This is a genomic window from Rhodoplanes elegans (assembly GCF_016653355.1).
GTDB classification, from domain to species: Bacteria; Pseudomonadota; Alphaproteobacteria; order Rhizobiales; family Xanthobacteraceae; genus Rhodoplanes; species Rhodoplanes elegans.
Window position 1 is genome coordinate 16,265 of the sequence record NZ_NHSK01000092.1, and the last position, 23,281, is coordinate 39,545.

Sequence of the window (23,281 nt, forward strand, 5' to 3'; positions counted from 1 at the left end):
GGCGGCCCGGGTTGCACCACCCGCGGCGACGCGTCTCCGACCATCGCGCCCGTCAACCCTGGGGCGGCGCGGCCTCCGTCGCCGGCACGGCCTCCATCAGCACCGCGGTGCGGCCGGGAAAGACCCAGGTGCCGTCCGCGGCGAGCGGCGAACGGGCGCCCTCGCCCCCATAGGCGGCGTCTTCGCTCGACCACAGCATGCGCCAGTCGTGACCCTCGGGCGGCGCCAGCAAGGGCTCGGGGAAGATCGCCGGCGCGACCTCGCGGCCGACATTGACGATCAGCAGCCGCTCGGCCGCGCCGGCGCCATGGTCGTCACCGAAGAACCGCACCAGAAAGGCGTCGTCGGAGATCACCGCACCGTCGAGGCGGGCATATCCGGACAGCACCGGGTCGGTGCGGCGGAGACTGATCAGATCACGATGCAGCGCGACGGCGGCGCTGTTGCACTCGCGCTCGCTCCAGTCGAGCCGGCATCGCTCGACGGTTTCGGGCGCTCCGGGCTTCGCCGTCTCGATGGCGGCGACACTCGGGAACTGCATCAGAAACGCGCGCCGCCCCTTCTCCACGGCATCGGCGAGCTCCGGCTTGTGGTCGGCGAAATAGAGGAACGGCGTCGAGGAGAAGAACTCCTGCCCCTGGAACAGCATCGGGGTTCCGGGGCCGAGCAGCAGCAGCGCCGTGAGCACGCGCAGTCGCGCTGCGTCCGAAAGCTCCACCAGCCGGCGCCCGCAGGCCGAGTTCGCCACCTGGTCGTGATTCTCCAGGAACGTGATGCGCTGGTGCGCCGGCAGGTCGAGCGAGGGCATGCCGCGCGGCTTCTTCTGCCAGCGCGACCGCTGGCCCTGATAGAGGAAGCCGTGCTTGACGCAGGCCAGGAGCTCACGCGCCGAACCCGTGTAGTCGGAATAATACGCCTCGGCCCGGCCGGTGAGCGCGACATGCGCGGTGTGGTGCAGATCCTCGTGCCAGACGCCGTCGAGCCCGTAGCCGCCCTTGTCGCGGGGGCGCACGAGGCGCGCCTCCTGCGGCTCGTTCTCGGCGACGACGAAGACGCTTCGCCCGGGAGCCGCGGCGCGCGCGGCCTCCGTCAGCTCGGCGACGATGTTGATCGGCGAGGCGTCGAAGATCTGTTGGGTGGCGTCGAGCCGCAGCCCGTCGAAATGGAACTCGCGCACCCAATAGGCGGCGTTCTCGCGCACGAGCTCGCGCACCGGCGCGGCGCCCTCGCCGTCGAAGTTGATCGCGTCGCCCCACTCGTTGTCGTAGCGGTCAGTCAGATAGCTCTTGGAGAAGCAGGGCAGAAAGTTTCCGTCCGGACCGAAATGATTGTAGACGACGTCGAGGATGACGCCGAGCCCGAGCCCGTGCGCCGTGTCGACGAAGGCACGCAGCTCGTCCGGCGTGCCGTAGAGCCGCGTCGGCGCGAACAGATCGACGCCGTCGTAGCCCCAGCCGAAGCGACCGGCGAACTCGGCGACCGGCATCAGCTCGACCACCGTGATGCCGACCTCCTTCAGGAGCGGCAGCTTTCGCGCCGCCGCCGCATACGTCCCCTCCGGCGTGAAGGTGCCGATGTGAATCTCCGTGATCAGATGCGGATCGCCGCCGCGTAAACCCGTCCACGCACCGTCGCGCCACCGATAGGCCGAGGAATCGACCACGCACGACAAGCCATGCGGTCCGTCCGGCTGCCAGCGCGAGGCGGGGTCCGGGAGCGGCGTCGCCTTGTCGTCGAGCCGATAACCGTAACGCGCGCCGGGCTTCGCATCGGGAATGAAGCCGCTGCGATAACCGCCATCCTCGGCCGCGAGCGGATGCTCGGCCCCGTCCACCACCAGGACGATGTCTTCGGGGAGTGGCGCCCACACGCGAAAATGCACGCCGCCGCCCGGCTGCGGCTCGGCGCCGATCGGCATGGCACGCAACGCGGCCGCGGCAGTCCCCCGTGCCGGAGAAAAGAGAGGAGCCGTCATCGCACCCGTCCGTGCCGAAGTGAACCGTTGCTGTACGAGCTATACGCGCCGTCGCCTCAGCGCCGGCGCAACGCGCGGGCGAGCTGATCGCGGTTCATGCGCGAGCGGCCCGGGATGTCGCGCCGCTTCGCCTCCGCGTAGAGCGCCGCGCGGGTGTCGCGCTTGTCGTTGCCGGTGGGATCGTTGCGCCGCCCCTCGGCTTCGGCGCGCCCGGTCCGGCCGTGCCGCTCCTTGCGCTTGGTGCGCTTCAGCTTGCGACGGTTCTCGGCCGGACTCTGGCGGTTCGAGGCGCCCGCCTCGGAAAGCCCGATGGCGATCGCCTGCTTGGGGCTCTTCACCTTGCGGCCGCCGCGCGTCTCGAGCTCGCCATGCTTGAACTCGTGCATGACGCGCTCCATCGTGTCCTTCTGCGGCTTCGACTGCTTGCCGGACCTGCGCGTGCCTGACGTCGAAACTGACTTGCGCGTGGTCCGCTTCTTCGCCGCGGTCTTGGCCATGGGCGCTCCTCATCGAATCTGTCCGGTAACGGACGGCGGGCGGCGGAGTTCCGTGGCGACGTGACGAGGCGATACAGTCGTGAACGCCCGGCCGCATCGATGAACCTCGGACCCTCGTGAATGCACCTGTTCCGAAACGCAACGGAGAGTGGCGATGAGACTGGTCCTCTTCATCCTGCTCTGGGCGTGCGTTACGGCCGGCGCCGGTGCGGCCGAGCGCAGCGTGTGGACCCACAACGGATCGCTCGTGTACCTGGTCGCGGACGGCGCGGAGCGGACCTTCCGGTATATCGAGCCGCGGGCCGGACTCGTGGAGGCGGGCGCGGCGCGCGACGCCGTGCTGTTCGCGGGACGCGTCGAGGGCCGGCGCTACGTCGGCAGCGCGACCCTGTTCCGTCCGAATTGCGGGACCTTCACGTATCCGGTGTCGGGAACCATTCGCAACGACGATCGGCAGGTGGTGCTGAAGGGCGAGGCGCCGCGCATCGGCCCGGACTGCCGCCCGCAGGGCACGCGGACCGACACGCTGAGCTTCGACTATGTGGGCCTGCGCGACGTCGATGCGGCGCCCGCGGCGGCGAGCTTTCCGCCGGCGTTTCGCGGCTACTGGCAGCTCGCCCGGCCGACCGGCGGCGCCTGCCCGCGCCCGCGTCTGAGCCTGACCAGCGGCGTCATCCAGATCGGGGCGACGTCCTGGAAGGGCTGGGAGAGCGGCTGCGATCTCGTCAGGATCGACGTCGCGGCGACGCCGTCGGCGGACGGCCAGGTCACGCTCCGGGTGGAGATGGCCTGCTTCGTCGAGGCGACCTCCTACAAGAGCCGCGAGGTGTGGCAGCTGCGACAGGTCGCGGGTCGGCCGCTGCTGGTCGGCGCGACGATCAAGACCTGGGACCACCGGGACGAGTCGGGCGCGACGCTGCCGAACGACGACGAGCCCGGCATCGACGTCTACACGAAGTGCGACCCGTGAGGCGTCCCACCGAGATCAGGCGCGCGACAACGACGCCGCGATGTCGGCGATCGATCGGAACAGCACGAAGGCATCGTCCTTCGCGGTGATAAAACCGCGTCGCCGCCAGAATTCGGCGGCCTCGTCGTCGACCGCATGGACGACGAGCGCCCGGCCGCCGACGAGCGCGGCCGCGATGACACACCGCTGCAGCGCGTGCTTGAGCAGGCCGGTGCCGATCCCCTTGCCGATCCACGCGCGATCGGTCGCGAGCTGGCCGAGCAGCAGGCAGGGCACCGGGTCGGGCGGCTGGCCGGTCCGGATCGATCGTGGCACCACGGACGGCACGACGGCGGTCGGCGCGAGGCCGTAATAGCCGATCACGCGGAGGTCCACGTGAACGACCATGACGGCGGTGAAACCCTTCTCCTGGTTCGACAGCGCCCGCGTCGCGAGCCATCGGTCGAGGGAGGGCTTGCCGCAACAGAAGCCTTCGAGGTCGTGAGCCGCCGTCAGCGGCTCGGGCGCCGAGATGACGGGACCCCGCCCCGCCGGACCTGAACGCGCCGGACCTGAACGCTCCGAGCCCGAGGTCACCGCGTCAGGCCCCGGTCTCCGGATCACCGGGCTCCCACGGTGCCCTGCGCCGGACGAGATCGACCATCGCGGGAACCGGCGCCGGCGGGCCGGCCAGAGCCGCCGTGAACGCCGCGAAGCCGGCCGCGGTCATCCGGATCGGCCGCGTCTCCATCAGGACGTCCTCGGCCGCCCGCACGGCGGCCTCGCGCACGAAGTCGGTGCGCGAGCGGCCGCGCAGTGTCGCCGCACGATCGATCATCGCGATATCGGCCTCCGGCAGCCGCATCGACAACGGATGCTCCTTGCGGTCGGACGTGCGCGCCATGAGGGGCTCCTGGCCGAGGTTCTCAAGGTCCTCAAGATACGGCATGTAGCGCACTTTACAATACGACCATGTCCGCGCCGCGGGGGTCCCCCTGGGGTCGCTGGAGTCGCTTGCGGCAATCGTTATGCTGACGGCGTCTACCGATCCGACACGGAGTTTTCGCGTGAGCGTCGCCTTCACCAAGGAAGACAGTGCCGAAACGGCGTCGGAGACGCAGCTTCCCGATCGGCCGATCTCGCCGCATCCCAACCTGGTCACGGCGGCGGGGCTCGCGACGCTGGAGCGCCAGCTCGCGGCGGCCCGCGCGGCCTGCGAGGCGGCGCAAGCGATCGAGGACGTCAACGAGCGCCGGCGTCAGGAGGCGGTGCCGCTGCGCGACGCGCGCTACCTCGCCGTCCGGGTCCGCACCGCGCAGGTGATCCCGGACCCGACATCGACCGAGGTCGTCGCCTTCGGCAGCACCGTGACGTTCCAGCGCCCCGACGGGCGCGTGCAGACGTTCCGCATCGTCGGCGAGGACGAGGCGGACCCGAAGGCCGGATCGATCTCGTTCGTCTCGCCGGTCGCCCGGCTCCTGCTGCGCAAATCCGTCGGCGACGTCGTCGGCACCGGCGACCACGAGCTGGAGATTTTGGAGATCAAGTAGCGGGGCGGAGGACACCGGGAACGCCCGCCGCAATCGTAGCCCGCATGCACCGCAGCGGAATGCGGGACCGGCCCGCGCCTCGTAGGGCGGATCAGCGAAGCGTGATCCGCCGCAATCAGTCGTCCGAGAAGATCGGCGGATCACGCCTCCGGCTGATCCGCCCTACGGGCTGTGGGCCATGGTATAGTCGATCACCACCCTGGAGCCGCGCTCATGAACACCCTGCTGAGCGAAAAGCGGATCGACCTCGCCGCGCTGTGCCGCCGCCACGGCGTGACGCGGCTGGAGGTCTTCGGCTCGGCGGCGCGTGGCGAGGACTTCGGCCCGGCGAGTGACATCGACCTCCTGGTCACGTTCGGCCCGGAGACGCGAAACGACCTCGCCGGCTTCGCCGATCTCAAGGACGCTCTGGAGGCTCTGCTCGGCCGCCCCGTCGATCTGGTCGAGCGCGAGGCCGTCGAGGCGAGCCGCAACCCCATCCGCCGCCGCCGCATCCTCGGCGAAGCCGAGCCGGTGTATGGCTGAGGCGCTGCCGGACCACGATGCTGGCCTGATGCTGGACATGCTTCAGGCGTCGCGCGACGCGCTCGCCTTTGTCGAGCCGCTACAAGAAGTGGATTTCCTTGCGAGCCGCCTTCATCAGTATGCTGTGATCCGGTCCTTGGAGATCGTCGGCGAGGCGGCCGGGAAGGTGTCGGCAGCCACCTGCAACCAACATCCCGAGGTGCCCTGGCGCGAGATGATCGGCATGCGTCATCGCTTGATCCACGGCTATGCCGAGGTTCGTCTCGACCTCGTGTGGTTCGTGGTACGCGAAAGGTTGCCGGCTCTCATCATCACCCTGGATGCAATCCTCGGCGATCACTGAGCGTGCGCCGCCCCTACTCCGCCGCCCTCAAGCTCGGCGCTCCCGCCACCCGGCCGAAGCGGATCAGCGAAAAATGGCCCAGCGGGGGCATCGGCTTGCGGTCGATGAAGCGGATGCCGGGGGCTTTTTCGACCCAGCGCGCGAGGCGCTCCCAGGGGAACTCCGGGCGCCAGCCGAGTTTTCGCGCGACGGGCGCAAAGGCGGCTTCGAAAATCTTCCGCGCGCCGCTCTCGGCGCCGATGTGATTGACCAGGATGATTTCGCCGCCCGGCTTCACCACCCGGGCGAACTCGTCGAGCGTGCCTTCCGGGTCCGGCACGGCCGTGATCACGTATTGCGCGACGACGACGTCGAACCAGCCGTCCGGAAAGGCGAGCTTGGTCGCGTCCATCACCGAGAGCACCTCGACATGGTCGAGTTTTTGCGCGACCACCCGCTCCTGGGCTTTCCGCAGCATCGGCTCGGAGATATCGACGCCGAACAGCCGGTTGGTGCGGCGATAGTCCGGCAGCGAGATGCCGGTGCCGACGCCGACCTCGAGAATCCGGCCGCCGCCCGTGGCCTCCACGGCCGCGATCGCCGCCTTGCGGCCGCGCTCGAACACCTGCCCGAACACCATGTCGTAGATCGGCGCCCAGCGCGCATACGCCTTGGCGACCTTGTCGCGATCGAGATCGTCTGCCATCGGATCAGCCCCGAAAAGACCTAAAGCAATACTGTCAGCGCCGCGCCCCGGCGACCGCCGGCCCCCGGCGCGCCGCCGACGCCTCGGTCGGCGCCGCAACCGGCTCGACGGCCGCCGCCGCGGTCCGGATGAACCCGCCGCCGAGGACGCGCGCCTGGCCGGCGAGCGCGTCGTAGAACACGCAGGCCTGCCCGGGGGCAACCCCCTCCTCGCCGTCGACCAGCTCGACCTCGATCTCGCCGGTGCCGGCCGCAGTTCCATCACCCGCCCGATGCACCCAGGCCGGCTGCGGCCGCCGGGTCGAGCGCACCTTGACGAACACCTCGAGCCGGCCGCCGGCGGCGGCGAGCGCCGCGTCGAGCGTGCCGTCGCCGATCCAGTTGACGTCGCGCAGCCGCATCCGCGTGGTCCGCAGCGCCTCGCGCGGGCCGACGACGACGCGCCGGCTCGCCGCGTCGAGCCGCACCACGTAGAGCGGCTCGCCGGCCGCGATGCCGAGCCCGCGCCGCTGGCCGACCGTGAAGCGGATGATCCCCTGATGCGATCCGAGAACCCGGCCCGAGAGGTCGACGATGTCGCCCGGCTCGGCGGCGCCCGGCTTCAGGCGCTCGATCACCTCGGTGTAGCGGCCGGTCGGCACGAAGCAGATGTCCTGGCTGTCGTGCTTGTCGGCGACCTCCAGCCCGAACTGGCGGGCGAGGTCGCGGGTCTCGGCCTTGGTCCGCTCGCCGAGCGGGAAGCGCAGGATGTCGAGCTGCTCGCGCGTCGTGGCGAACAGGAAATAGCTCTGGTCGCGCTCCTCCTCGCGGGCCCGGAACAGCGCGCGGCCGCCGTCCGGCATGGCGCGCGCGGCGACGTAGTGGCCGGTCGCCAGCACCCGGGCGCCGAGCTCGCGGGCGGTCCCGAGGAGATCACGAAACTTGATCGACTGGTTGCAGTCGACGCAGGGCACCGGGGTCTCGCCGTGCACGTAGCTCTCGGCGAAGCGGTCCATGACGGCTTCCTTGAAGCGGCTCTCGTAGTCGAGCACGTAATGCGGGATGCCGATCTGGGCCGCGACCCGGCGGGCGTCGTGGATGTCCTGGCCGGCGCAGCAGGCGCCGAGCCGATGCGTGGCGGCGCCGTGGTCGTAGAGCTGCAGCGTGACGCCGACGACGTCGTAGCCCTCCTGCTTCAGCAGAGCGGCCGTGACCGAGGAATCGACCCCGCCCGACATGGCGACCACCACGCGGGTGTCGGCCGGCCGCGTGTCGAGATCGAGACTGTTCCGCATCGTCGCCGCGGGCTCGCCGCGCTCCTCACCGTGGGCCGCCGGGGCGGCGGCGCTCCGTCCCGCCGGGCGGCGGGGCCATGCCGCCCGCTGGGCGGCGGCGGCTCTCGTGTCTTCTTACTATAGGGACGCGGTCCGCGGCTCGCCAGACGAACCGTTCCAAACTGGCGCGCCGCGCCGTCGCGGTCCCGGGCGGCGCGGCGGGCCACCGGCCCGGCAGAACTTGCCGGCCGGCAGCAAGGGATGCCGGACGCAGGGCCGTCGCCGGTCCGATTAATTCCGACAAGTCACTGTCTCACATATGGTTTTCGGAACGACCTGGGTGGCCCGCCACTTGCAAAACCAGTCCCGAACGAACCAGAGGGTCGAGAGCGTGCCCACTCTCAGCATCGACACGAGCGCCTTCGCCGCCGCCGCCCAGGCCGCCCGCACCGCGGCGCGGACGACGACGTCGACCGACACCGGTTTCGCCAGCCTGATCGACGGCGCCCAGGACGCCGCCGCGTCGGCCAGCCAGGATGCCCAGACCCGGCAGCGCGCCACCGATCCGACCGGCACGCCGCGCAGCGACGCCGGCCGGGCGCCCGCCGCGGACCGCAGCGGCCGTCCGGCCTCGGCGCGCGACCGCGACACCGCGCCCGCCGACGACACCGTGGCCACCGACGAACCCGCCGAGCCGGGCGCCGGCGCGACGACGACGGCGGGCGGTCGCCCGGTCGATGGATCCGGCCAGCCGGGCGACCAGCCGGGCAGCGATCAGGACCAGGCCGACGGCAAAGCCGCGACCACCGATCCGGCCGCGATAGTCGTCGATCCGGCCGCAGCAGTAGCCGCCGCAACGCAGGCCACGACCCCGACGCCGGTCGTCGCCGTCGTCGACCCGGCCCTCGCCCTCGCGGCGGCCGGAGCCGAGACCCCGGCCGGCGCCGACGTGACCGCCGCTATTGGTGAGGCCGCCGGCAAGCCGGCCGCGGCCGGCAGCCCGACGCCCCTGCCAGTCGACGGCTCGGCCAAGGCGGCCGCGGACGGCGAGTCGGCCCAGACACCGGCCACGGCCGGAGCCACCGCGACGGCCGGCGCGGCCGCCAAGGGCACCGACACCACGACCACGGCGAAGCCGGCCGAGGCGAAGGCAGCGCAAGGTGCACCGGCGGCGGACGCCGCCGCGACCGGGGTCGGCATCGTGGCCGAACAGCCGACCGGGATCCTGCCACCCGAGACCCCCGGCGCCGGCAAGCCCGAGGGCCGACGCGTCGAAGCCGAGACGATCGGGGCCGGTCACCGGCCCGAAACCGGCCCGAAGCCCGACGTCCGTCCCGACGCTACCGCCGCACAGCCGTCCGCAGCGCCACCGCAATCGGCCGCATCGACCGCGGCCCAGGCCGCGGCCCAGGCCGCGGCCGCCGTGCAGGGTCTCGCGCGCGCCGAAGGGCTCACCATCACGGGTACGGCCCAGGCCGGCGCGTCCCAGGTCACCACCGGTCGCGGCGACGCGTCGGCGCCGGTGCCGCTCGCCGGGGTGCCGGTGGAGATCACGACCCAGGCCAAGAACGGCAAGCACTCCTTCGAGATCCGGCTCGATCCGCCGGACCTCGGCCGCGTCCACGTCAAGCTCGAGGTGGACGGCAACGGCACGGTGGTGCCGCGCATCACGGCCGACCGGGCCGACACGCTCGAGCTGCTGCGCCGCGATGCCGGCCAGCTCGAGCGCGCCCTGCAGGACGCCGGCCTCAAGGCCGACCAGGGCGCCATGCAGTTCTCGCTGCGCGACCAGAGCGGTGGGCAGCAATACGAGCCGGAGAGCCGCTCCGGCCACCGCGGCACTGGCCGCGGCACCGTCGAGGGCGGTGGCGAGTCCGGTGTGACGGAGCTGAGGGCCACCTACGGGCGGCTGTTCGGCCGGGCGACAGGGGTCGACATCCGGGTCTGACCCCCGGTTGCGATCGGCACACGAACCAGAAGGCGCAACGCCATGGCGACGAGCAGTGTCAACGGTACCCAATTCTCCGCGACGGCGGCCGTCACCTCTAATGGCGCCAAGCCGAACGACGCCATGGTCCTGGGAAACAACTTCCAGACCTTCCTGCAGATGCTGACGACGCAGCTGCAGAACCAGAACCCGCTCGATCCGCTCGACGCCAACCAGTTCACCCAGCAGCTCGTGCAGTTCTCGCAGGTCGAGCAGCAGCTCAAGACCAACCAGCAGCTCGAGACCCTGATCGCGCTGGAGAAGAGCGCGCAGACCACGATGGCGTTGGGCTATATCGGCTCCAAGGTCGCGGTCGACGGCACCAGCGCGAGCCTGCCGCAGGACGGCATGGCGACCTGGTCGTTCAACTCGCCGAAGCCGGCGACCGCCACGATCTCGATCTCCAACTCCGCCGGTCAGACGGTCTTCGCGGGGAACTACACGCTGCAGACCGGCGAGCAGAAGTTCACCTGGGACGGCCGCAGCAAGGACGGCACCAAATGGCCGCCCGGCGACTACAAGATCGCGATCAGCGCCGTCGACGCCGCCGGGAAGCCGGTCGCGGTCCCGACCGAGGTGACGGGCACGGTCGACTCCGTCGATCTGACCCAGACGCCACCGGTGCTCAGCGTCGGCGGGCAGACCTTCACGTTCGACAAGATCAAGCGCATCGTCAGCCGCTGACCCCCCGATCTTCTTATATTCCTGTCCGCGCCCGCCCGGCTCCCGGGCGGCGACCGACGGCCGCGCGAGCGTCCCGGCGAACCCGATGGCGCGCCCTTATCATATTGATGTCACACGATTTGCCGGCGCGTTGTGCAGCGCCCTTCGGGGGTTCCGACCGGGGGTCTTTAGCGGTCGATGTTTTCCCTTTTTTTACGGACGCTTAGCCAAATTTTAAGCGGGCGGGCCTATCGTGCAGGGGTGTTTTTCAGTTCCTGTAGCGTGAGTTCGTCCATGACCGAACCCCACCGCCCGAGGGTGAAGTATGTCATCGGGCCGGACGGTAGCCCTTTGACTATCGCCGACCTCCCCGCACCGGGCACGAAGCGTTGGGTGATCCGCCGCAAGGCCGAGGTCGTCGCCGCGGTTCGCGGTGGCCTCCTGTCACTCGAAGAGGCCTGCAGCCGCTACACCCTCACGGTGGAAGAGTTCCTGGCCTGGCAATACTCCATCGATCGCCACGGCCTCGCCGGCCTGCGCACCACGCGCCTGCAGCAGTATCGCCAGTAGCCCAACCGGCTCCCCTGCCCGGCGGACGCCCCTCGGGCCGCCGGACCACGCCCGCCGCCTGCGGGCCGCCGCCACGTCGGACGGACCTCCCCGGCCCCCCTGACCGCTCCGTTCGACCTGCCGGGCCGATGTGTCACCATCGGATCGGCGACAGGCCGCCTCCGGGCGGCCTTTTCTTTTTCGGGCCGGAGGTGGCGTCGCGGTCCCGGTCGGGATCGTGACGGCACCGCACCCTTTCATTCCAACCCGGTCGATCGGTCCGGCGTCATTCCGGGGCGCGGCAAAGCCGCGAACCCGGAATCCAGCGGCGAGCTCCGCGGTCGCGGCTGGATTCCGGGTTCGGCGCGGAGCCTGTGCTCGGGCGGCGCGAAGCGCCGACCCGAGTGCGCCGCGCCGGAATGACCACCGCAGCCGGCGTCGCCACGGCGCCACAGTGCGTCCCGGCGGCCACGCGACCCCGATTTTCGCCCCGTGAAGCAATGGTTAACCATCGCGTTAACCAATTCGAAACCATGAACCCGGCAAAACTTGCCGGGTCGGTGATTTTCATCAGCCGACATAACAGGTTGGAAGTCACCCTCGCCTCAGGGTCGTGCCGTGGATGGTCTGATCACCTTCGTCAAGACACTCGGACCCGCGCGCATCGCCGCGATGGGCGCCGTCACGGCCGCCCTGATCGGGTTCTTCGCCTTCGTGATCCTCAAGGTGACGGCGCCCCAGATGGTGCCGCTGTTCACCGACCTCACGCTCGAGGACTCCTCGGCGATCATCAAGGATCTCGAACGCCAGAGCATCGCCTTCGAGCTCAAGAACGACGGCGCCATCATCATGGTGCCGAAGGAGAAGGTCGGCCGCCTGCGGATGAAGCTCGCCGAGGGCGGGCTGCCCAAGGGCGGCGGCATCGGCTACGAGATCTTCGACAAGTCGGACTCGCTCGGCACTACGAGCTTCGTGCAGAACATCAACCACCTGCGCGCCCTGGAAGGCGAGCTGTCCCGCACCATCCGGTCGCTCGACCGGGTCCAGGGCGCCCGCGTCCACCTCGTCATCCCCGAGCGGCCGCTGTTCTCGCGCGACAAGCTCGAGCCCTCCGCCTCGATCGCCCTCAAGGTCCGGGGCCAGCTCGAGACCCAGCAGGTGCGCGCCATCCGCCACCTCGTCGCCTCCGCCGTCAACGGGCTGAAGCCGGAGCGCGTCTCGGTGGTCGACGAGACCGGCCGGCTGCTCGCCGACGGCGCCGCCGGCGATGCCTACGGGGCGGGCGTGTCGGGCGACGAGCGCAAGATCGCCTACGAGCGCAACCTGCGCGATCAGGTCGAGTCGATCGTCACCTCGATCGTCGGCCCGGGCCGCGCCCGCGTGCAGCTCACCGCCGAGTTCGACTTCAACCGGGTGACCCAGACCCAGGACCGCTACGACCCGGAAGGTCGGGTGCTGCGCTCCAGCCAGACCCGCGAGGAGCAGTCGCAGACGACCGAGCAGCAAGGCCAGGTCAGCGTGTCGACCGAGTTGCCGAACGCCCAGCAGGGCCAGCCGGCGCAGCCGCCGAGCCCGCGCGACCAGAGCAAGAAGACCGAGGAGATCAACAACTACGAGATCACCCGCATCACCGAGACCAAGGTGATCGAGGGCGGTCGCGTCAACCGGGTCTCGGTCGCCGTGCTGGTCGACGGCGTCTACGGCCGCAACGACAAGGGCGAGCTGACCTACCAGGAGCGCAGCAAGGAGGAGCTCGACCGCATCGCCATGCTGGTGCGCTCGGCGATCGGCTTCGACCAGCGCCGCGGTGACCAGATCGAGGTGGTCAACCTGCGCTTCGCCGAGACGCAGAGCATCGCCATGCCGGATCAGAGCGGGTTCCTCGGCATGCTGCAGTTCACCAAGGAAGACATCATGCGGGCGATCGAGCTCGGCGTGATGCTGCTCCTCGGGCTCGTCGTCCTGTTCTTCGTGATCCGCCCGCTGGTCCGCCGCATCATCACGCCCGAGGCGATCGCCGCGCTGACCGGCGAGGCGCCGCTGCCGGCGCTCGCCGGCGTCCCGGCCAGCATCCCGGACGGCATCCCGCACAGCGAGGAGGAGGCCAAGGCGGTCTCCAGTCAGACCTCCAAGATGATCGAGTTCGCGCAGGTGCAGGGCAGCGTCCACGCCCAGTCGATCCAGAAGGTCGGCGAGCTCGCCGAACGCAACCCGCAGGAAACCGTGCAGATCCTGCGCCAGTGGCTGCACGAGCAGAAGTGATCCAGGGTCGAACCGATGGCCAAGAACGACCTCGAGACCGTGGTGGCCGCGCTGGCGGCGCGGCAGCCGGCCGGCGGCCCCTCCGTCAAGCTCACCGGCCCGGAGCGCGCCGCCGTGCTGCTGCTCGCGCTGGGCGACCAGTACGGCGCCAAGATCTGGCAGCTGCTCGACGACGACGAGCTGCGCACCCTGTCGGTGACCATGTCGAGCCTCGGCACGGTCCCGGCCGACGCGGTCGAGGAGCTGCTGCTCGAGTTCGTCTCGCGCCTCTCCGCCTCCGGCGCCCTGATGGGCACCTACGACGCCACCGAGCGCCTGCTCCAGCAGTACCTGCCGCCCGAGCGCGTCTCCGGCATCATGGACGAGATCCGCGGCCCCGCCGGCCGCAACATGTGGGAGAAGCTCTCCAACGTCCAGGAGGAGATGCTCGCCAAGTATCTGGAGAACGAGTACCCGCAGACCGTCGCCGTGGTGCTCTCCAAGCTCAAGCCCGAGCAGTCCGCCAAGGTGCTCGGCATCCTGCCCGAGGACGTCGGCATGGACGTCGTCAACCGCATGCTGCGGATGGAATCGGTGCAGAAGGAAGTGATCGAGCGGATCGAGCAGACGCTGCGCACCGAGTTCATGTCGAGCCTGTCGCAGACCCGTCGCCGCGACGCCCACGAGCTGATCGCCGAGGTGTTCAACAACTTCGACCGCCAGACCGAGACGCGGTTCATGACGGCGCTGGAGGAGACCAACCGCGAGAGCGCCGAGCGCATCAAGAGCCTGATGTTCACGTTCGACGACCTGATCAAGCTCGACAACGCCTCGGCCCAGACGCTGATGCGCCACATCGACAAGGACAAGCTGGCAATTGCGCTCAAGGGCGCCTCCGAGCCGGTGCGCAACTTCTTCATGCAGAACATGTCGTCGCGCGCCGCCAAGATGCTGAACGACGACATGGGCGCGCTCGGCCCGGTGCGGCTGCGCGAGGTCGACGAGGCGCAGGCGCTGCTCGTCAATCTCGCGAAGGATCTGGCCGGCAAGGGCGAGATCATGATCACCAAGAACCGCGCCGACGAAGAGCTGGTGTACTGAGGACCGCGATGAACCGTTCCCTGCACCCGCGCGCGCTCGTCCCGGTCCGGAGGGTCGTCCCGTGAACGCTCCGGCCAAGTTCCTGTTCGACCTCGACTTCGCCGCCCCGACCAAGGCCAAGGCGGAACCGACCATCTCGCCCGAGGACCACGAGGCGGCGATCGCGGCGGCCGAGAAGCGCGGCTATCAGAAAGGCCTCACCGCGGCCGAGGTACAGACGAGGACGCAGGCCGAGCGGCAGACCGCCGCCGCCTTCGACCGCATCGCCGCCGCGATGGGGATCGCCGCGGCGCAGCTGCCGGCGATCACCACCAAGCTCGAGGCCGACGCCGTCGAGGTCGCCACGGCGATCGCCCGCAAGCTGGCGCCGGCGCTGATCGCCGAGGAGCCCTTCGCGGAGATCGGCGCGCTGATGTCGGCGTGCCTCGGCGAGCTGTTGAGCGCCCCCCATGTGGTGGTGCGCGTGAACGAGGCGCTCTACGACCTCGCGCGTGAGAAGCTCGCCGCGATGGCGAAGGCGCGCGGCTTCGAGGGACGGCTGGTGGTTCTGGGCGCCGCCGACATTCCGCCCGGCGACTGCCGGATCGAATGGGCGGACGGCGGGCTGGTGCGCGACCGCGCCGAGATCGAGGCGGCGATCGACGAAGCGGTGACGCGCTACATCGACGCGCGCCGCGGCGGCAACGGGTGACGTGGGAGGGACGTGATGGCCACCGACGAGACAAAAGTTCCCTTCCCCAATCTCGACACCGACCACAGCATCGTCGAGCAGGAGACCGACCTCGCGGAAGCCGAGGCGACGACCCACGCGGCCTCCGATCTGGAAGCCGTATTCGACGTGCCCGTGCAGGTCTCGGCCGTGCTCGGACGTGCCCGCATGGAGGTGGGGGAGCTCCTCAAGCTCGGCCCCGGCGCCGTGCTGGAGCTCGACCGCCGGGTCGGCGAGGCGATCGACATCTACGTCAACAACCGGCTCGTCGCCCGCGGCGAGGTGGTGCTCGTCGAGGAGAAGCTCGGCGTGACCATGACGGAAATCATCAAGGCGGATCGCGCGTGATGCGACGGGCTTCCGCGACATCCGATAGAGCGGCGCGACAGGCCCACGCGGTCGAGCGCCCGCGAGCGACGGAGCAAGTGTGATGCGCCTCCTGATCGTCGGCACCCTGAAGGGCCAGCTCACCGTGGCGACCAAGATCGCCATGGACAAGGGCGCGAGCGTCACCCACGCCGAGAGCAGCGACCAGGCCATGGCGGTGCTGCGCTCGGGACGCGGCGCCGACCTGATGATGGTCGACGTCGCCCTCGACATCCGCGAATTGGTGCTGCGGCTCGAGGCCGAGCACATCCACGTTCCGATCGTCGCCTGCGGCACCACCAACGACGCGCGCGCCGCCGTCGCGGCGATCCATGCGGGCGCCAAGGAATACATCCCGCTGCCGCCGGATCCGGAGATGATCGCGGCCGTGCTGGCCGCCGTCGCCGACGATTCGCGCGAGCTCGTCTATCGCGACCAGGCGACCGCCAATGTCGTGAAGCTCGCTCAGCAGATCGCGCCGTCCGACGCCTCGGTGCTGATCACGGGCGAGTCCGGCACCGGCAAGGAGGTGCTGGCCCGCTACGTCCACGGCCGCTCCAACCGCTCGCGCGGGCCGTTCATCTCGGTCAACTGCGCGGCGATTCCCGATCAGCTCCTCGAGTCCGAGCTGTTCGGCCACGAGAAGGGCGCCTTCACGGGCGCGGTCGCCCGCCGCGTCGGCAAGTTCGAGGAGGCGAACGGCGGCACGCTGCTGCTCGACGAGATCTCCGAGATGGAGGTGCGGTTGCAGGCCAAGCTGCTGCGCGCCCTGCAGGAGCGGGTGATCGACCGGGTCGGCGGCACCCGGCCCGTGCCGGTCGACATCCGCATTCTCGCCACCTCCAACCGCAACCTCGCCGAGGCGGTGCGGGAGGGGACGTTCCGCGAGGACCTGCTGTTCCGCCTCAACGTCGTGAATCTCAAGATCCCGCCGCTGCGCGAGCGGCCCGGCGACATCCTCGAGCTCGCCCATCACTTCGTGCGCAAATACGCGCAGGCGAACGGCGTGCCGGTGCGGCCGCTGTCGGCCGACGCCAAGCATCAGCTCACCGTGAACCGCTGGCCCGGCAACGTGCGCGAGCTCGAGAACACGATGCACCGGGCCGTGCTGCTCGCCATCGGCGACGAGATCGGTGCCGACGCGATCCTCACCCCGGACGGCGAGCGCCTCGACCAGACGCGCCCGGCCGCCGTCGAGCACGCGACGCTCGCCGCCGAGGCGGTGACCCGGGCGCTGGTCGGCCGCACGGTCGCCGACGTCGAGCGCGATCTGATCCTGGAGACGCTGAAGCACTGCCTGGGCAACCGCACCCACGCCGCCAACATCCTCGGCATCTCGATCCGGACGCTGCGCAACAAGCTCAACGAGTATTCGGCCGAGGGCGTGCCGGTGCCGGCGCCGCACGGCGGCACGAGCCCGCACGGCGACGTGCGCATGGCCGGCTGAGAGGGCGTGCCGTGCCGACCCCCGCGTTCGCTCCCGCCTCCGCCGTCATCGTCTCGGCGTGGCGCGACTCAATCTCGCCACGGTTTCGGATTCGCCTGATGGTCGCGGCGATTCGTCCGTCGTCCGTCGCCCCCGAACCGTCCGCACGATCCGGGAGCCGGATGCCATGAGGACCGCAGCCCAGCCGAAATCGCGTCCGCGCCCGGTGCGCTTCCGCGGCCGCTCCTACATGGCGTTCGCGCTGGCACCGGAGCTGCCGATCCCGGAATGGCTCTCCGACATCGACGGCGCGATCGGCCGCTCGCCCGGCTTCTTCGCCGGCCGGCCGGCCGTGCTCGACCTCGCCGGGCTGACGCTGTCGAAGGGCGAGATCCACGACCTGATCCGCGAGCTGCAGGGCCGCGGCATCCGCATCATGGGGCTGGAAGGCGGCGACGCCGACTACGGCGCCGAGCTGCCGCCGGTGCTCACCAGCGGCCGCGGCACCTTCTCGGCCGCCGAGGGCGGCCCGGCCGCCGAGGGCGGCGCGTCGGGGGAGAGCGGCGCGGCCGATCCCGCGCAGGCGCCGCCGGCAGCGGCCGAGCCGGCGCCGACGGCCCAGGTGACATCCGCTCAGGTGACCCGCATCGTCCCGGCGGCGCCGCCGCAGCCGGTCGGCTCGCTCACCATCGCCGAGCCGGTCCGCTCCGGCCAGACCATCTATCACCCGCACGGCGACATCATCGTGCTGGGCGCCGTCTCGTCGGGCGCCGAGATCGTCGCCGGCGGCTCGATCCACATCTACGGGACGCTGCGCGGGCGGGCGCTGGCGGGCGCCGGCGGCGATTGCCGCGCCCGCATCTTCTGCCGCCGGACCGAGGCCGAGCTGCTCGCCATCGCCGGCTACTACCGCACCGTGGACGACCTTGAACCATCGCTCCGCAACCGGCCGATCCAGGCCTGGCTCGAGGGCGAGACCATGCTGATAACCGCACTCGACTGAGGCAGGGAGAGGGGACCGACAATGGCCAACGTGGTCGTCGTGACATCTGGGAAGGGAGGCGTGGGCAAGACCACCACCACGGCCGCCCTCGGCGCGGCCCTGGCGCAGACGGGACAGACCGTCGCGGTGGTGGACTTCGACGTCGGCCTGCGCAACCTCGATCTCGTGCTCGGCGCCGAGCGGCGCGTCGTGTTCGATCTGATCAACGTCGTGCAGGGCGCCGCCAAGCTTCAGCAGGCGCTGATCCGCGACAAGCGCATCGAGACGCTGTGGCTGCTGCCCGCCTCGCAGACCCGCGACAAGGACGCGCTCACCGACGACGGCGTGACCCGCGTCATCGAGGAGCTGCGCCAGCGCTTCGACTGGGTGCTGTGCGACAGCCCGGCCGGCATCGAGCGCGGCGCCCAGCTCGCGATGCGGCACGCCGACCAGGCCGTCATCGTCACCAATCCCGAGGTCTCGTCGGTGCGCGACAGCGATCGCATCATCGGCCTCCTCGACGCCAAGACGGTGCGGGCGGAACGCGGCGAGCGCATCGCCAAGCACATCCTGGTGACGCGCTTCGATCCGGCCCGCGCCTCCAAGGGCGAGATGCTCGGCATCACCGACATCGTCGAGATCCTGTCGCTGCCGCTGCTCGGCATCATTCCCGAGAGCCAGGAGGTGCTGCGCGCCTCCAATCTCGGCACGCCGGTGACGCTCAGCAACCCGGCGAGCGCGCCCGCCCGCGCCTATGCCGAGGCGGCCCGCCGCCTCGAAGGAGAAGACCTCGACATCGTCGTCCCGACCGAGAAGCGCAGCCTGCTCACCAAGCTGTTCGGACGGAGAGCCGCATGATCTGGAGCTGGTTCAAGCGCCGCCACTCCGCGCCGATCGCGCGCGAGCGGCTGCAGATTCTGCTCGCCCACGAGCGATCCCCCCTCGGCCGCTCGTCCAACCTGGTCTCGCTCCTGCAGGACGAGATCGTCGCGGTGATCTCGCGCCACGTCTTCGTCGATCCCGACCACGTCCAGGTCAAGATGGACCGCGGTGCGACGATCTCCACGCTGGAGATCGAGATCGAGATCCCCAACATGGTGGCCCCGCCGCTCGCGGCGACGTGCTGACGACGCGACCTGGCAAGCTCGGCGCGAGCCTCGTTCTCGGTTCACCTCTCCCCAGCGGGGAGAGGTCGGACTTTGCGCCGAAGGCGCGACGTCCGGGTGAGGGGGTGCCGAGGCCAGCCGACCGGCGCCGTAAACCCTCACCCCCGGTCGCGAGCTTCGCTCGCGCCCGACCCTCTCCCTCAGGGAGAGGGTGTCGGTGCCTGCGGCCACTCCACAGACCGGACCAGACGCGCCGCTAACAATGGAACAACGGCGCCCATGCGCATTCGCCCCGCCACGCCCGCCGACGCCGATGCGTTGTGGCGGATCCTCGAGCCGGTGATCCGGGCCGGCGAGACCTATCCGCTGCCGCGCGACCTTTCGCGCGACGACGCTCTCGCCTATTGGCTGTCGCCGGCCCACGAGGTGCATGTCGCCCTCTACGAGGACGGCGACCGCGAAGCGATGGTCGGCACCTATTATTTGAAAGCCAACAACGCCGGCGGCGGCGCCCACGTCGCGAACTGCGGCTACATGGTCGCGGCGGACGCCGCCGGCCGCGGCGTCGCGCAGGAGATGTGCGCGCACTCGCTGGCGCGCGCCAAGGCGCGGGACTTCCGGGCGATGCAGTTCAATTTCGTGATCAGCTCGAACGAGCGCGCCGTGCGGCTGTGGCAGCACATGGGCTTCGCCGTGGTCGGCCGCCTGCCGGGCGCCTTCGAGCACCCGACCAAAGGCTATGTCGATGCGCTGGTGATGTTCCGGGACTTGTAGACTTGTAGGGTGGGCAAAGGCGCGGGACGCGCCGTGCCCACGCGGTCTCACGCAGCCGATCCGATGGACGGCGTGAACATAGCGCGCTTTCGGCGCGCCTTTGCCCACCCTACGGCTCGCTTCATCATCGGTTGCCGATTTCGTCGCCAGCCTGCCTTTGACGGACCAGTAAGATTTTCGGGGCAGAAAGGTACTAGTACAATCGGCACGAACTTTCGACTCGTCATTCGCGGGCTCGTCCCGCGAAACCATCGTGTAAAAAACTGCGACTTCATATCGATAGACCGCCTGATCAAGTCCGGCGGTGACGACCGACGGATCGCTGCCCGGCGCTTTTGGTAATTGTTGCTTAGCCTAGTTGCGCGCATGGCCGCCTGGGAGGTTTCCATGATCTTCAATCCGTTCGGGAAGAGAAGCACAGGCCCCGGAGAACCGCCGGCACCACAATTGGACTCCTCGGAGGTCCGAGGCAGCTTCGGAAAAAGAAACACAGCAGCGGCAGACGGCCAAGCCACGCAGCCAAAGGAACAGCGATCCGATGGCACTCCCGCTGACGGGGGACGCCTGATCAATCTCGAAAGCCGATATCCTTGGAGCGGCCAGCCGGACTATGCCGCCTGCAACATCGCGCTGGGCAGCCTCATTCACAATGTCACCGCCAAATTGGCGGTGGACGATCGCATCCATGCGGAAACATGTGTCGCGGCAATCGGGGCGATCACCGGATTCGCGGCGCAACGCGCCATGATCACCCGGCTCACCGAAACAGGCGATCACGCCGGCCTGAGCCAGATCCATCGGGTCATGACGAAGGATGGCGGGACATACTTCTTCGGCGAACCGCTCAACCAGATGCTCATCGCGATGTCCGACGCCGAGGCGGGTGAGAAACTGTGGCCGCTGGCAGCCGGTGCGGCTGTCGCGGCGGGTCTGGATCCGCGTCACCTGCCAAATCTCGACGCCATGTTCTCGCACGTCGCGGAAACCATCGGCGGAGACCTCGAAGGTATGCCATCGGTGCCCCGCGAGCACTTCCCCTTCTTTCCCGTCAGAGAATTGTTGAAGGCCGTGTGGCCATTGGCGCTGATCTGCTTCAGCGGCCGCGGTCCGGCTGGATCGCCCCATCTCGGCGAGGCGAGCATCAGGTTCTGGCCTGCCATCGCAGCGCATGCCGCCAATGCCTTAATTCGGCAAGTGCAGCCTGTTCTCGCTCCCGGTGTTGCACTCACCATCGTCATGGAGGCGGCGATCTACGCGTCGAAACTGGACCCGACCACGATATGAACGCCACCCGCCGCCTTGACGCAGCATCGGGGCGCGCGCAGCAAGAGCTGACAGATCCCGGCCGGCGACCTCTCCCCGCGCGCGGGGAGAGGTGAAAAGGGGCGCCTCGTTTCTGGCCCTGGGTCCCGGCTCACGCTGCACCGCTTCGCGGCGCAGCGCGTCCGGGACACGAAGCCCGACTACGGCGTCGCCGTCATCGCCTCGGGCTTGGTGCGCTGGCGCTTGATCATCAGCTTGTTGAGCGCGCCGAGATAGGCCTTGGCGGAGGCGACCAAAGTGTCGGGATCGGCGCCCTTGGCCGTGACGGTCTTGTCGTTCTCGGAGAGGCGGACCGACACCTCGGCCTGCGCATCGGTGCCCTCGGTGACGGCGTGCACCTGATAGAGTTCCAGGTTCGCCTCGTTGGGCACCAGCGCCTTGATGCAGTTGAACACCGCGTCGACCGGGCCGTTGCCCTCGCACTCCTCGATCGCCGTGCGGCCCTCGATGTTGAGCTTCATGGTGGCGCGCTGCGGCCCGTGCGTGCCGGCGATCACCGACAGCGACACCAGCCGGATGCGATCCTGGGCGGTGGCGATCTCCTCGTCGACCAGCGCCTCGATGTCCTCGTCGTAGACGTGCTTCTTGCGGTCGGCCAGCGCCTTGAACCGCACGAAGGCATCCTCGAGCTGATTGCCGGCGAGCTTGTAGCCCAAGTCCTCCAGCTTGCGGATGAAGGCGTGGCGGCCGGAATGCTTGCCCATCACCAGCGAGGTCTGCTTCACGCCGACGCTCTCCGGCGTCATGATCTCGTAGGTCTGGGCGTTCTTGAGCATGCCGTCCTGATGGATGCCGCTCTCGTGCGCGAAGGCGTTCCGGCCGACGATCGCCTTGTTGTACTGCACCGGGAACGAGGTCACGGCCGAGACCAGCTTGGAGGCGCGGGTCAGCATGGTGGCGTCGATGTTGGTCCACCAGGGCAGCACCTCGTTGCGCACCTTCATGGCCATCACGACCTCTTCCAGCGCGGTGTTGCCGGCGCGCTCGCCGATGCCGTTGATGGTGCATTCGATCTGGCGCGCTCCGCCGCGCACGCCGGCGAGCGAGTTGGCGACGGCGAGGCCCAGATCGTCGTGACAGTGCACCGAGAACACGGCGCGGTCGGAGTTCGGCACGCGCTCGCGCACCGTCTTGAACAGGTTGTAGTACTCCTCCGGCGTCGTGTAGCCGACCGTGTCCGGGATGTTGATGGTCGTCGCGCCGGCCTTGATGGCGGCCTCGACGCAGCGGCACAGGAAGTCGATCTCGGTGCGGGTGCCGTCCTCGGACGACCACTCGACGTCGTCCGTGTAGTTGCGGGCGCGCGTCACCTGCGCGATCACCATCTCGTAGACCTCGTGCGGCTCCTTCTGGAGCTTGTGCTTCATGTGCACGGGCGAGGTGGACAGGAAGGTGTGGATGCGCTTGCGCGCCGCCGGCTTGATCGCCTCGGCGCAGCGGTCGATGTCCTTGAAGGCTGCGCGGGAGAGGCCGCAGACGACGGCATTCTTGGTCCGCTTGGCGATCTCGTTGACGGCGAAGAAGTCGCCCTCCGAGGCGATCGGGAAGCCGGCCTCGATGACGTCGACGCCCATCTGGTCGAGCAGCTCGGCAACCTCGAGCTTCTCCTCGTGAGTCATGGTGGCGCCGGGCGACTGCTCGCCGTCGCGCAGCGTCGTGTCGAAGATGACGACGCGGTCCTTGTCGGAGTGAGCGTGCGCGGTCGGCGCGGCCGGGTGTTGCGCGGTCATGGAAAGAAATCCTTCTCGAAGAGCGTGCGCCTCGTCGGGGCGCGTCCGGGTTCCGTCTCGGATCCCCTGAGCGCCCAGGCGCGTCGCGCCCTGCCGGCCCTCAGGGGCAGCTAAGGAGAAGGAGGCCGGAAATCAGGGCAGCCGCGGACGGGGCCGAAACGACCCGATCCAAGAGCGCGCGATGCTGGCGGCGCGGCGACATGCCCGATCCTCTGTGCCCGTCACGGTGCCCGACACGTGTTGACGCGGCGTTACCGAAGACGCAACGCCGCCCTTGTAACGTGCGTCGGCCGGCGGGGCAAGCCGGTGCGACGGCTTTGGTTGCATCCTCCGCCCCGAGGTCAACGCAACCCTTGATTGCACGCAATCGCCAGCCCATGCCGTGCGATTCGTCGCTGCCGGGATCGTGGCGGCGCCCGCTCCGGACGACCGCGCCACCCCGCGGGCGGTCGCAGGGGCGCGCTCGTCGCAGAAGGTTGATCGATGGTGACCGGGCCGAAGACGCCCGATAATCGAGTGGATTATACCTGCCGGGCAGGCTTCCGGCA

General features: G+C 69.7%; 24 protein-coding genes. 17 read left to right on the forward strand and 7 right to left on the reverse strand.

The annotated features are described in order from the left end of the window. Nucleotides 1–52 precede the first annotated feature (52 nt). Both treZ and CCR97_RS12335 read right to left on the reverse strand, forming a co-directional pair. On the reverse strand, nucleotides 53–1,975 hold the full coding sequence (gene treZ, locus CCR97_RS12330; protein WP_111358648.1) for a malto-oligosyltrehalose trehalohydrolase: 1,923 nt from the start codon (nucleotides 1,973–1,975) through the stop codon (nucleotides 53–55). Between the two features lie 56 nt (nucleotides 1,976–2,031). Beyond that, nucleotides 2,032–2,472, reverse strand: a complete 441-nt coding sequence (locus CCR97_RS12335) for a DUF6496 domain-containing protein (protein ID WP_244670404.1) — start codon at nucleotides 2,470–2,472, stop codon at nucleotides 2,032–2,034. Nucleotides 2,473–2,626: 154 nt separating this feature from the next. Here CCR97_RS12335 and CCR97_RS12340 point away from each other — a divergent pair, with 154 nt between their 5' ends. Next, entirely contained in the window at nucleotides 2,627–3,442 is an 816-nt protein-coding gene (locus tag CCR97_RS12340) for a hypothetical protein (protein ID WP_111358647.1), read from the forward strand. A 15-nt stretch (nucleotides 3,443–3,457) separates the two neighbouring features. On the opposite strand, the gene CCR97_RS12345 is transcribed toward CCR97_RS12340, so the two are convergent. Both CCR97_RS12345 and CCR97_RS12350 read right to left on the reverse strand, forming a co-directional pair. Beyond that, on the reverse strand, nucleotides 3,458–3,829 hold the full coding sequence (locus CCR97_RS12345; protein WP_476705563.1) for a GNAT family N-acetyltransferase: 372 nt from the start codon (nucleotides 3,827–3,829) through the stop codon (nucleotides 3,458–3,460). 193 nt (nucleotides 3,830–4,022) lie between these two features. Beyond that, nucleotides 4,023–4,325, reverse strand: coding sequence for a type II toxin-antitoxin system TacA family antitoxin (locus CCR97_RS12350; protein ID WP_111358645.1), 303 nt, complete (start codon nucleotides 4,323–4,325; stop codon nucleotides 4,023–4,025). 163 nt (nucleotides 4,326–4,488) lie between these two features. On the opposite strand from CCR97_RS12350, the gene greA reads away from it, so the two are divergent. From greA to CCR97_RS12365, 3 genes are all read left to right on the forward strand, one after another. Beyond that, nucleotides 4,489–4,971 carry a transcription elongation factor GreA gene (gene greA / locus CCR97_RS12355; RefSeq protein ID WP_111358644.1) on the forward strand — a complete coding sequence of 161 codons (483 nt, stop codon included), beginning with the start codon at nucleotides 4,489–4,491 and terminating at the stop codon, nucleotides 4,969–4,971. Between the two features lie 213 nt (nucleotides 4,972–5,184). Then, complete coding sequence (locus tag CCR97_RS12360; RefSeq protein WP_111358643.1) at nucleotides 5,185–5,496, forward strand: nucleotidyltransferase family protein; 312 nt, start codon at nucleotides 5,185–5,187, stop codon at nucleotides 5,494–5,496. Beyond that, a complete protein-coding gene (locus CCR97_RS12365) occupies nucleotides 5,489–5,839 on the forward strand; it encodes a HepT-like ribonuclease domain-containing protein (RefSeq protein ID WP_111358642.1) in 351 nt (116 codons plus the stop codon). The genes CCR97_RS12360 and CCR97_RS12365 overlap by 8 nt, the downstream gene beginning before the upstream one ends. Nucleotides 5,840–5,852: 13 nt before the next feature. Here the strand turns inward: CCR97_RS12365 and CCR97_RS12370 are convergent, their stop codons facing one another. Both CCR97_RS12370 and mnmA read right to left on the reverse strand, forming a co-directional pair. Then, nucleotides 5,853–6,524, reverse strand: coding sequence for a class I SAM-dependent methyltransferase (locus CCR97_RS12370; RefSeq protein WP_111358641.1), 672 nt, complete (start codon nucleotides 6,522–6,524; stop codon nucleotides 5,853–5,855). 34 nt (nucleotides 6,525–6,558) lie between these two features. After that, nucleotides 6,559–7,797 carry a tRNA 2-thiouridine(34) synthase MnmA gene (gene mnmA / locus CCR97_RS12375; protein ID WP_111358640.1) on the reverse strand — a complete coding sequence of 413 codons (1,239 nt, stop codon included), beginning with the start codon at nucleotides 7,795–7,797 and terminating at the stop codon, nucleotides 6,559–6,561. A 370-nt stretch (nucleotides 7,798–8,167) separates the two neighbouring features. Between mnmA and CCR97_RS12380 the strand changes: the two genes are divergently transcribed. From CCR97_RS12380 to CCR97_RS12440, 13 genes are all read left to right on the forward strand, one after another. Next, nucleotides 8,168–9,724 (forward strand): flagellar hook-length control protein FliK, encoded by a 1,557-nt coding sequence (locus CCR97_RS12380; protein WP_201159528.1) that lies wholly within the window; start codon nucleotides 8,168–8,170, stop codon nucleotides 9,722–9,724. 42 nt (nucleotides 9,725–9,766) lie between these two features. Next, the gene (locus CCR97_RS12385) at nucleotides 9,767–10,447 is read left to right on the forward strand and encodes a flagellar hook assembly protein FlgD (protein WP_111360416.1); all 681 of its coding nucleotides are present in this window, start codon (nucleotides 9,767–9,769) and stop codon (nucleotides 10,445–10,447) included. 273 nt (nucleotides 10,448–10,720) lie between these two features. Further along, the gene (gene sciP / locus CCR97_RS12390) at nucleotides 10,721–10,996 is read left to right on the forward strand and encodes a CtrA inhibitor SciP (protein WP_008383176.1); all 276 of its coding nucleotides are present in this window, start codon (nucleotides 10,721–10,723) and stop codon (nucleotides 10,994–10,996) included. Nucleotides 10,997–11,593: 597 nt separating this feature from the next. Further along, on the forward strand, nucleotides 11,594–13,237 hold the full coding sequence (gene fliF / locus CCR97_RS12395) for a flagellar basal-body MS-ring/collar protein FliF (RefSeq protein ID WP_111359338.1): 1,644 nt from the start codon (nucleotides 11,594–11,596) through the stop codon (nucleotides 13,235–13,237). Nucleotides 13,238–13,252: 15 nt separating this feature from the next. Continuing rightward, nucleotides 13,253–14,317 carry a flagellar motor switch protein FliG gene (fliG, locus tag CCR97_RS12400; RefSeq protein ID WP_111359339.1) on the forward strand — a complete coding sequence of 355 codons (1,065 nt, stop codon included), beginning with the start codon at nucleotides 13,253–13,255 and terminating at the stop codon, nucleotides 14,315–14,317. A 61-nt stretch (nucleotides 14,318–14,378) separates the two neighbouring features. After that, nucleotides 14,379–15,008, forward strand: a complete 630-nt coding sequence (locus CCR97_RS12405; protein ID WP_111359340.1) for a FliH/SctL family protein — start codon at nucleotides 14,379–14,381, stop codon at nucleotides 15,006–15,008. 15 nt (nucleotides 15,009–15,023) lie between these two features. Next, nucleotides 15,024–15,374, forward strand: coding sequence for a flagellar motor switch protein FliN (fliN, locus tag CCR97_RS12410; RefSeq protein WP_111359341.1), 351 nt, complete (start codon nucleotides 15,024–15,026; stop codon nucleotides 15,372–15,374). A gap of 82 nt (nucleotides 15,375–15,456) precedes the next feature. Beyond that, a complete protein-coding gene (gene flbD, locus CCR97_RS12415) occupies nucleotides 15,457–16,839 on the forward strand; it encodes a sigma-54-dependent transcriptional regulator FlbD (protein ID WP_111359342.1) in 1,383 nt (460 codons plus the stop codon). A gap of 166 nt (nucleotides 16,840–17,005) precedes the next feature. Then, nucleotides 17,006–17,821 (forward strand): septum site-determining protein MinC, encoded by an 816-nt coding sequence (gene minC, locus CCR97_RS12420; RefSeq protein ID WP_201159529.1) that lies wholly within the window; start codon nucleotides 17,006–17,008, stop codon nucleotides 17,819–17,821. 21 nt (nucleotides 17,822–17,842) lie between these two features. Continuing rightward, nucleotides 17,843–18,658: a septum site-determining protein MinD gene (gene minD / locus CCR97_RS12425; RefSeq protein WP_111360620.1), complete on the forward strand. Its 816-nt coding sequence runs from the start codon at nucleotides 17,843–17,845 to the stop codon at nucleotides 18,656–18,658. Continuing rightward, nucleotides 18,655–18,927 carry a cell division topological specificity factor MinE gene (gene minE, locus CCR97_RS12430; RefSeq protein ID WP_111360619.1) on the forward strand — a complete coding sequence of 91 codons (273 nt, stop codon included), beginning with the start codon at nucleotides 18,655–18,657 and terminating at the stop codon, nucleotides 18,925–18,927. Before minD ends, minE begins: the two co-directional genes overlap by 4 nt. 258 nt (nucleotides 18,928–19,185) lie before the next feature. Further along, on the forward strand, nucleotides 19,186–19,680 hold the full coding sequence (locus CCR97_RS12435) for a GNAT family N-acetyltransferase (RefSeq protein WP_111358497.1): 495 nt from the start codon (nucleotides 19,186–19,188) through the stop codon (nucleotides 19,678–19,680). Nucleotides 19,681–20,067: 387 nt separating this feature from the next. Continuing rightward, on the forward strand, nucleotides 20,068–20,964 hold the full coding sequence (locus tag CCR97_RS12440) for a hypothetical protein (protein ID WP_146618817.1): 897 nt from the start codon (nucleotides 20,068–20,070) through the stop codon (nucleotides 20,962–20,964). Nucleotides 20,965–21,143: 179 nt separating this feature from the next. On the opposite strand, the gene CCR97_RS12445 is transcribed toward CCR97_RS12440, so the two are convergent. After that, nucleotides 21,144–22,733 carry a 2-isopropylmalate synthase gene (locus CCR97_RS12445; RefSeq protein ID WP_111358499.1) on the reverse strand — a complete coding sequence of 530 codons (1,590 nt, stop codon included), beginning with the start codon at nucleotides 22,731–22,733 and terminating at the stop codon, nucleotides 21,144–21,146. Nucleotides 22,734–23,281 lie beyond the last annotated feature (548 nt).

Bases quoted from the DNA above. Each gene is read 5' to 3' on its own strand.
- CCR97_RS12445 (WP_111358499.1), bottom strand. From the start codon at position 22,733: ATGACCGCGCAACACCCGGCCGCGCCGACCGCGCACGCTCACTCCGAC.
- CCR97_RS12365 (WP_111358642.1), top strand. From the start codon at position 5,489: ATGGCTGAGGCGCTGCCGGACCACGATGCTGGCCTGATGCTGGACATG.
- CCR97_RS12360 (WP_111358643.1), top strand. From the start codon at position 5,185: ATGAACACCCTGCTGAGCGAAAAGCGGATCGACCTCGCCGCGCTGTGC.
- fliN (WP_111359341.1), top strand. From the start codon at position 15,024: ATGGCCACCGACGAGACAAAAGTTCCCTTCCCCAATCTCGACACCGAC.
- sciP (WP_008383176.1), top strand. From the start codon at position 10,721: ATGACCGAACCCCACCGCCCGAGGGTGAAGTATGTCATCGGGCCGGAC.
- CCR97_RS12350 (WP_111358645.1), bottom strand. From the start codon at position 4,325: ATGGCGCGCACGTCCGACCGCAAGGAGCATCCGTTGTCGATGCGGCTG.
- CCR97_RS12440 (WP_146618817.1), top strand. From the start codon at position 20,068: ATGATCTTCAATCCGTTCGGGAAGAGAAGCACAGGCCCCGGAGAACCG.
- treZ (WP_111358648.1), bottom strand. From the start codon at position 1,975: ATGACGGCTCCTCTCTTTTCTCCGGCACGGGGGACTGCCGCGGCCGCG.
- CCR97_RS12340 (WP_111358647.1), top strand. From the start codon at position 2,627: ATGAGACTGGTCCTCTTCATCCTGCTCTGGGCGTGCGTTACGGCCGGC.
- minC (WP_201159529.1), top strand. From the start codon at position 17,006: ATGAGGACCGCAGCCCAGCCGAAATCGCGTCCGCGCCCGGTGCGCTTC.
- minE (WP_111360619.1), top strand. From the start codon at position 18,655: ATGATCTGGAGCTGGTTCAAGCGCCGCCACTCCGCGCCGATCGCGCGC.
- minD (WP_111360620.1), top strand. From the start codon at position 17,843: ATGGCCAACGTGGTCGTCGTGACATCTGGGAAGGGAGGCGTGGGCAAG.
- CCR97_RS12435 (WP_111358497.1), top strand. From the start codon at position 19,186: ATGCGCATTCGCCCCGCCACGCCCGCCGACGCCGATGCGTTGTGGCGG.
- flbD (WP_111359342.1), top strand. From the start codon at position 15,457: ATGCGCCTCCTGATCGTCGGCACCCTGAAGGGCCAGCTCACCGTGGCG.
- CCR97_RS12385 (WP_111360416.1), top strand. From the start codon at position 9,767: ATGGCGACGAGCAGTGTCAACGGTACCCAATTCTCCGCGACGGCGGCC.
- fliG (WP_111359339.1), top strand. From the start codon at position 13,253: ATGGCCAAGAACGACCTCGAGACCGTGGTGGCCGCGCTGGCGGCGCGG.
- CCR97_RS12335 (WP_244670404.1), bottom strand. From the start codon at position 2,472: ATGGCCAAGACCGCGGCGAAGAAGCGGACCACGCGCAAGTCAGTTTCG.
- CCR97_RS12345 (WP_476705563.1), bottom strand. From the start codon at position 3,829: ATGGTCGTTCACGTGGACCTCCGCGTGATCGGCTATTACGGCCTCGCG.
- CCR97_RS12370 (WP_111358641.1), bottom strand. From the start codon at position 6,524: ATGGCAGACGATCTCGATCGCGACAAGGTCGCCAAGGCGTATGCGCGC.
- mnmA (WP_111358640.1), bottom strand. From the start codon at position 7,797: ATGCGGAACAGTCTCGATCTCGACACGCGGCCGGCCGACACCCGCGTG.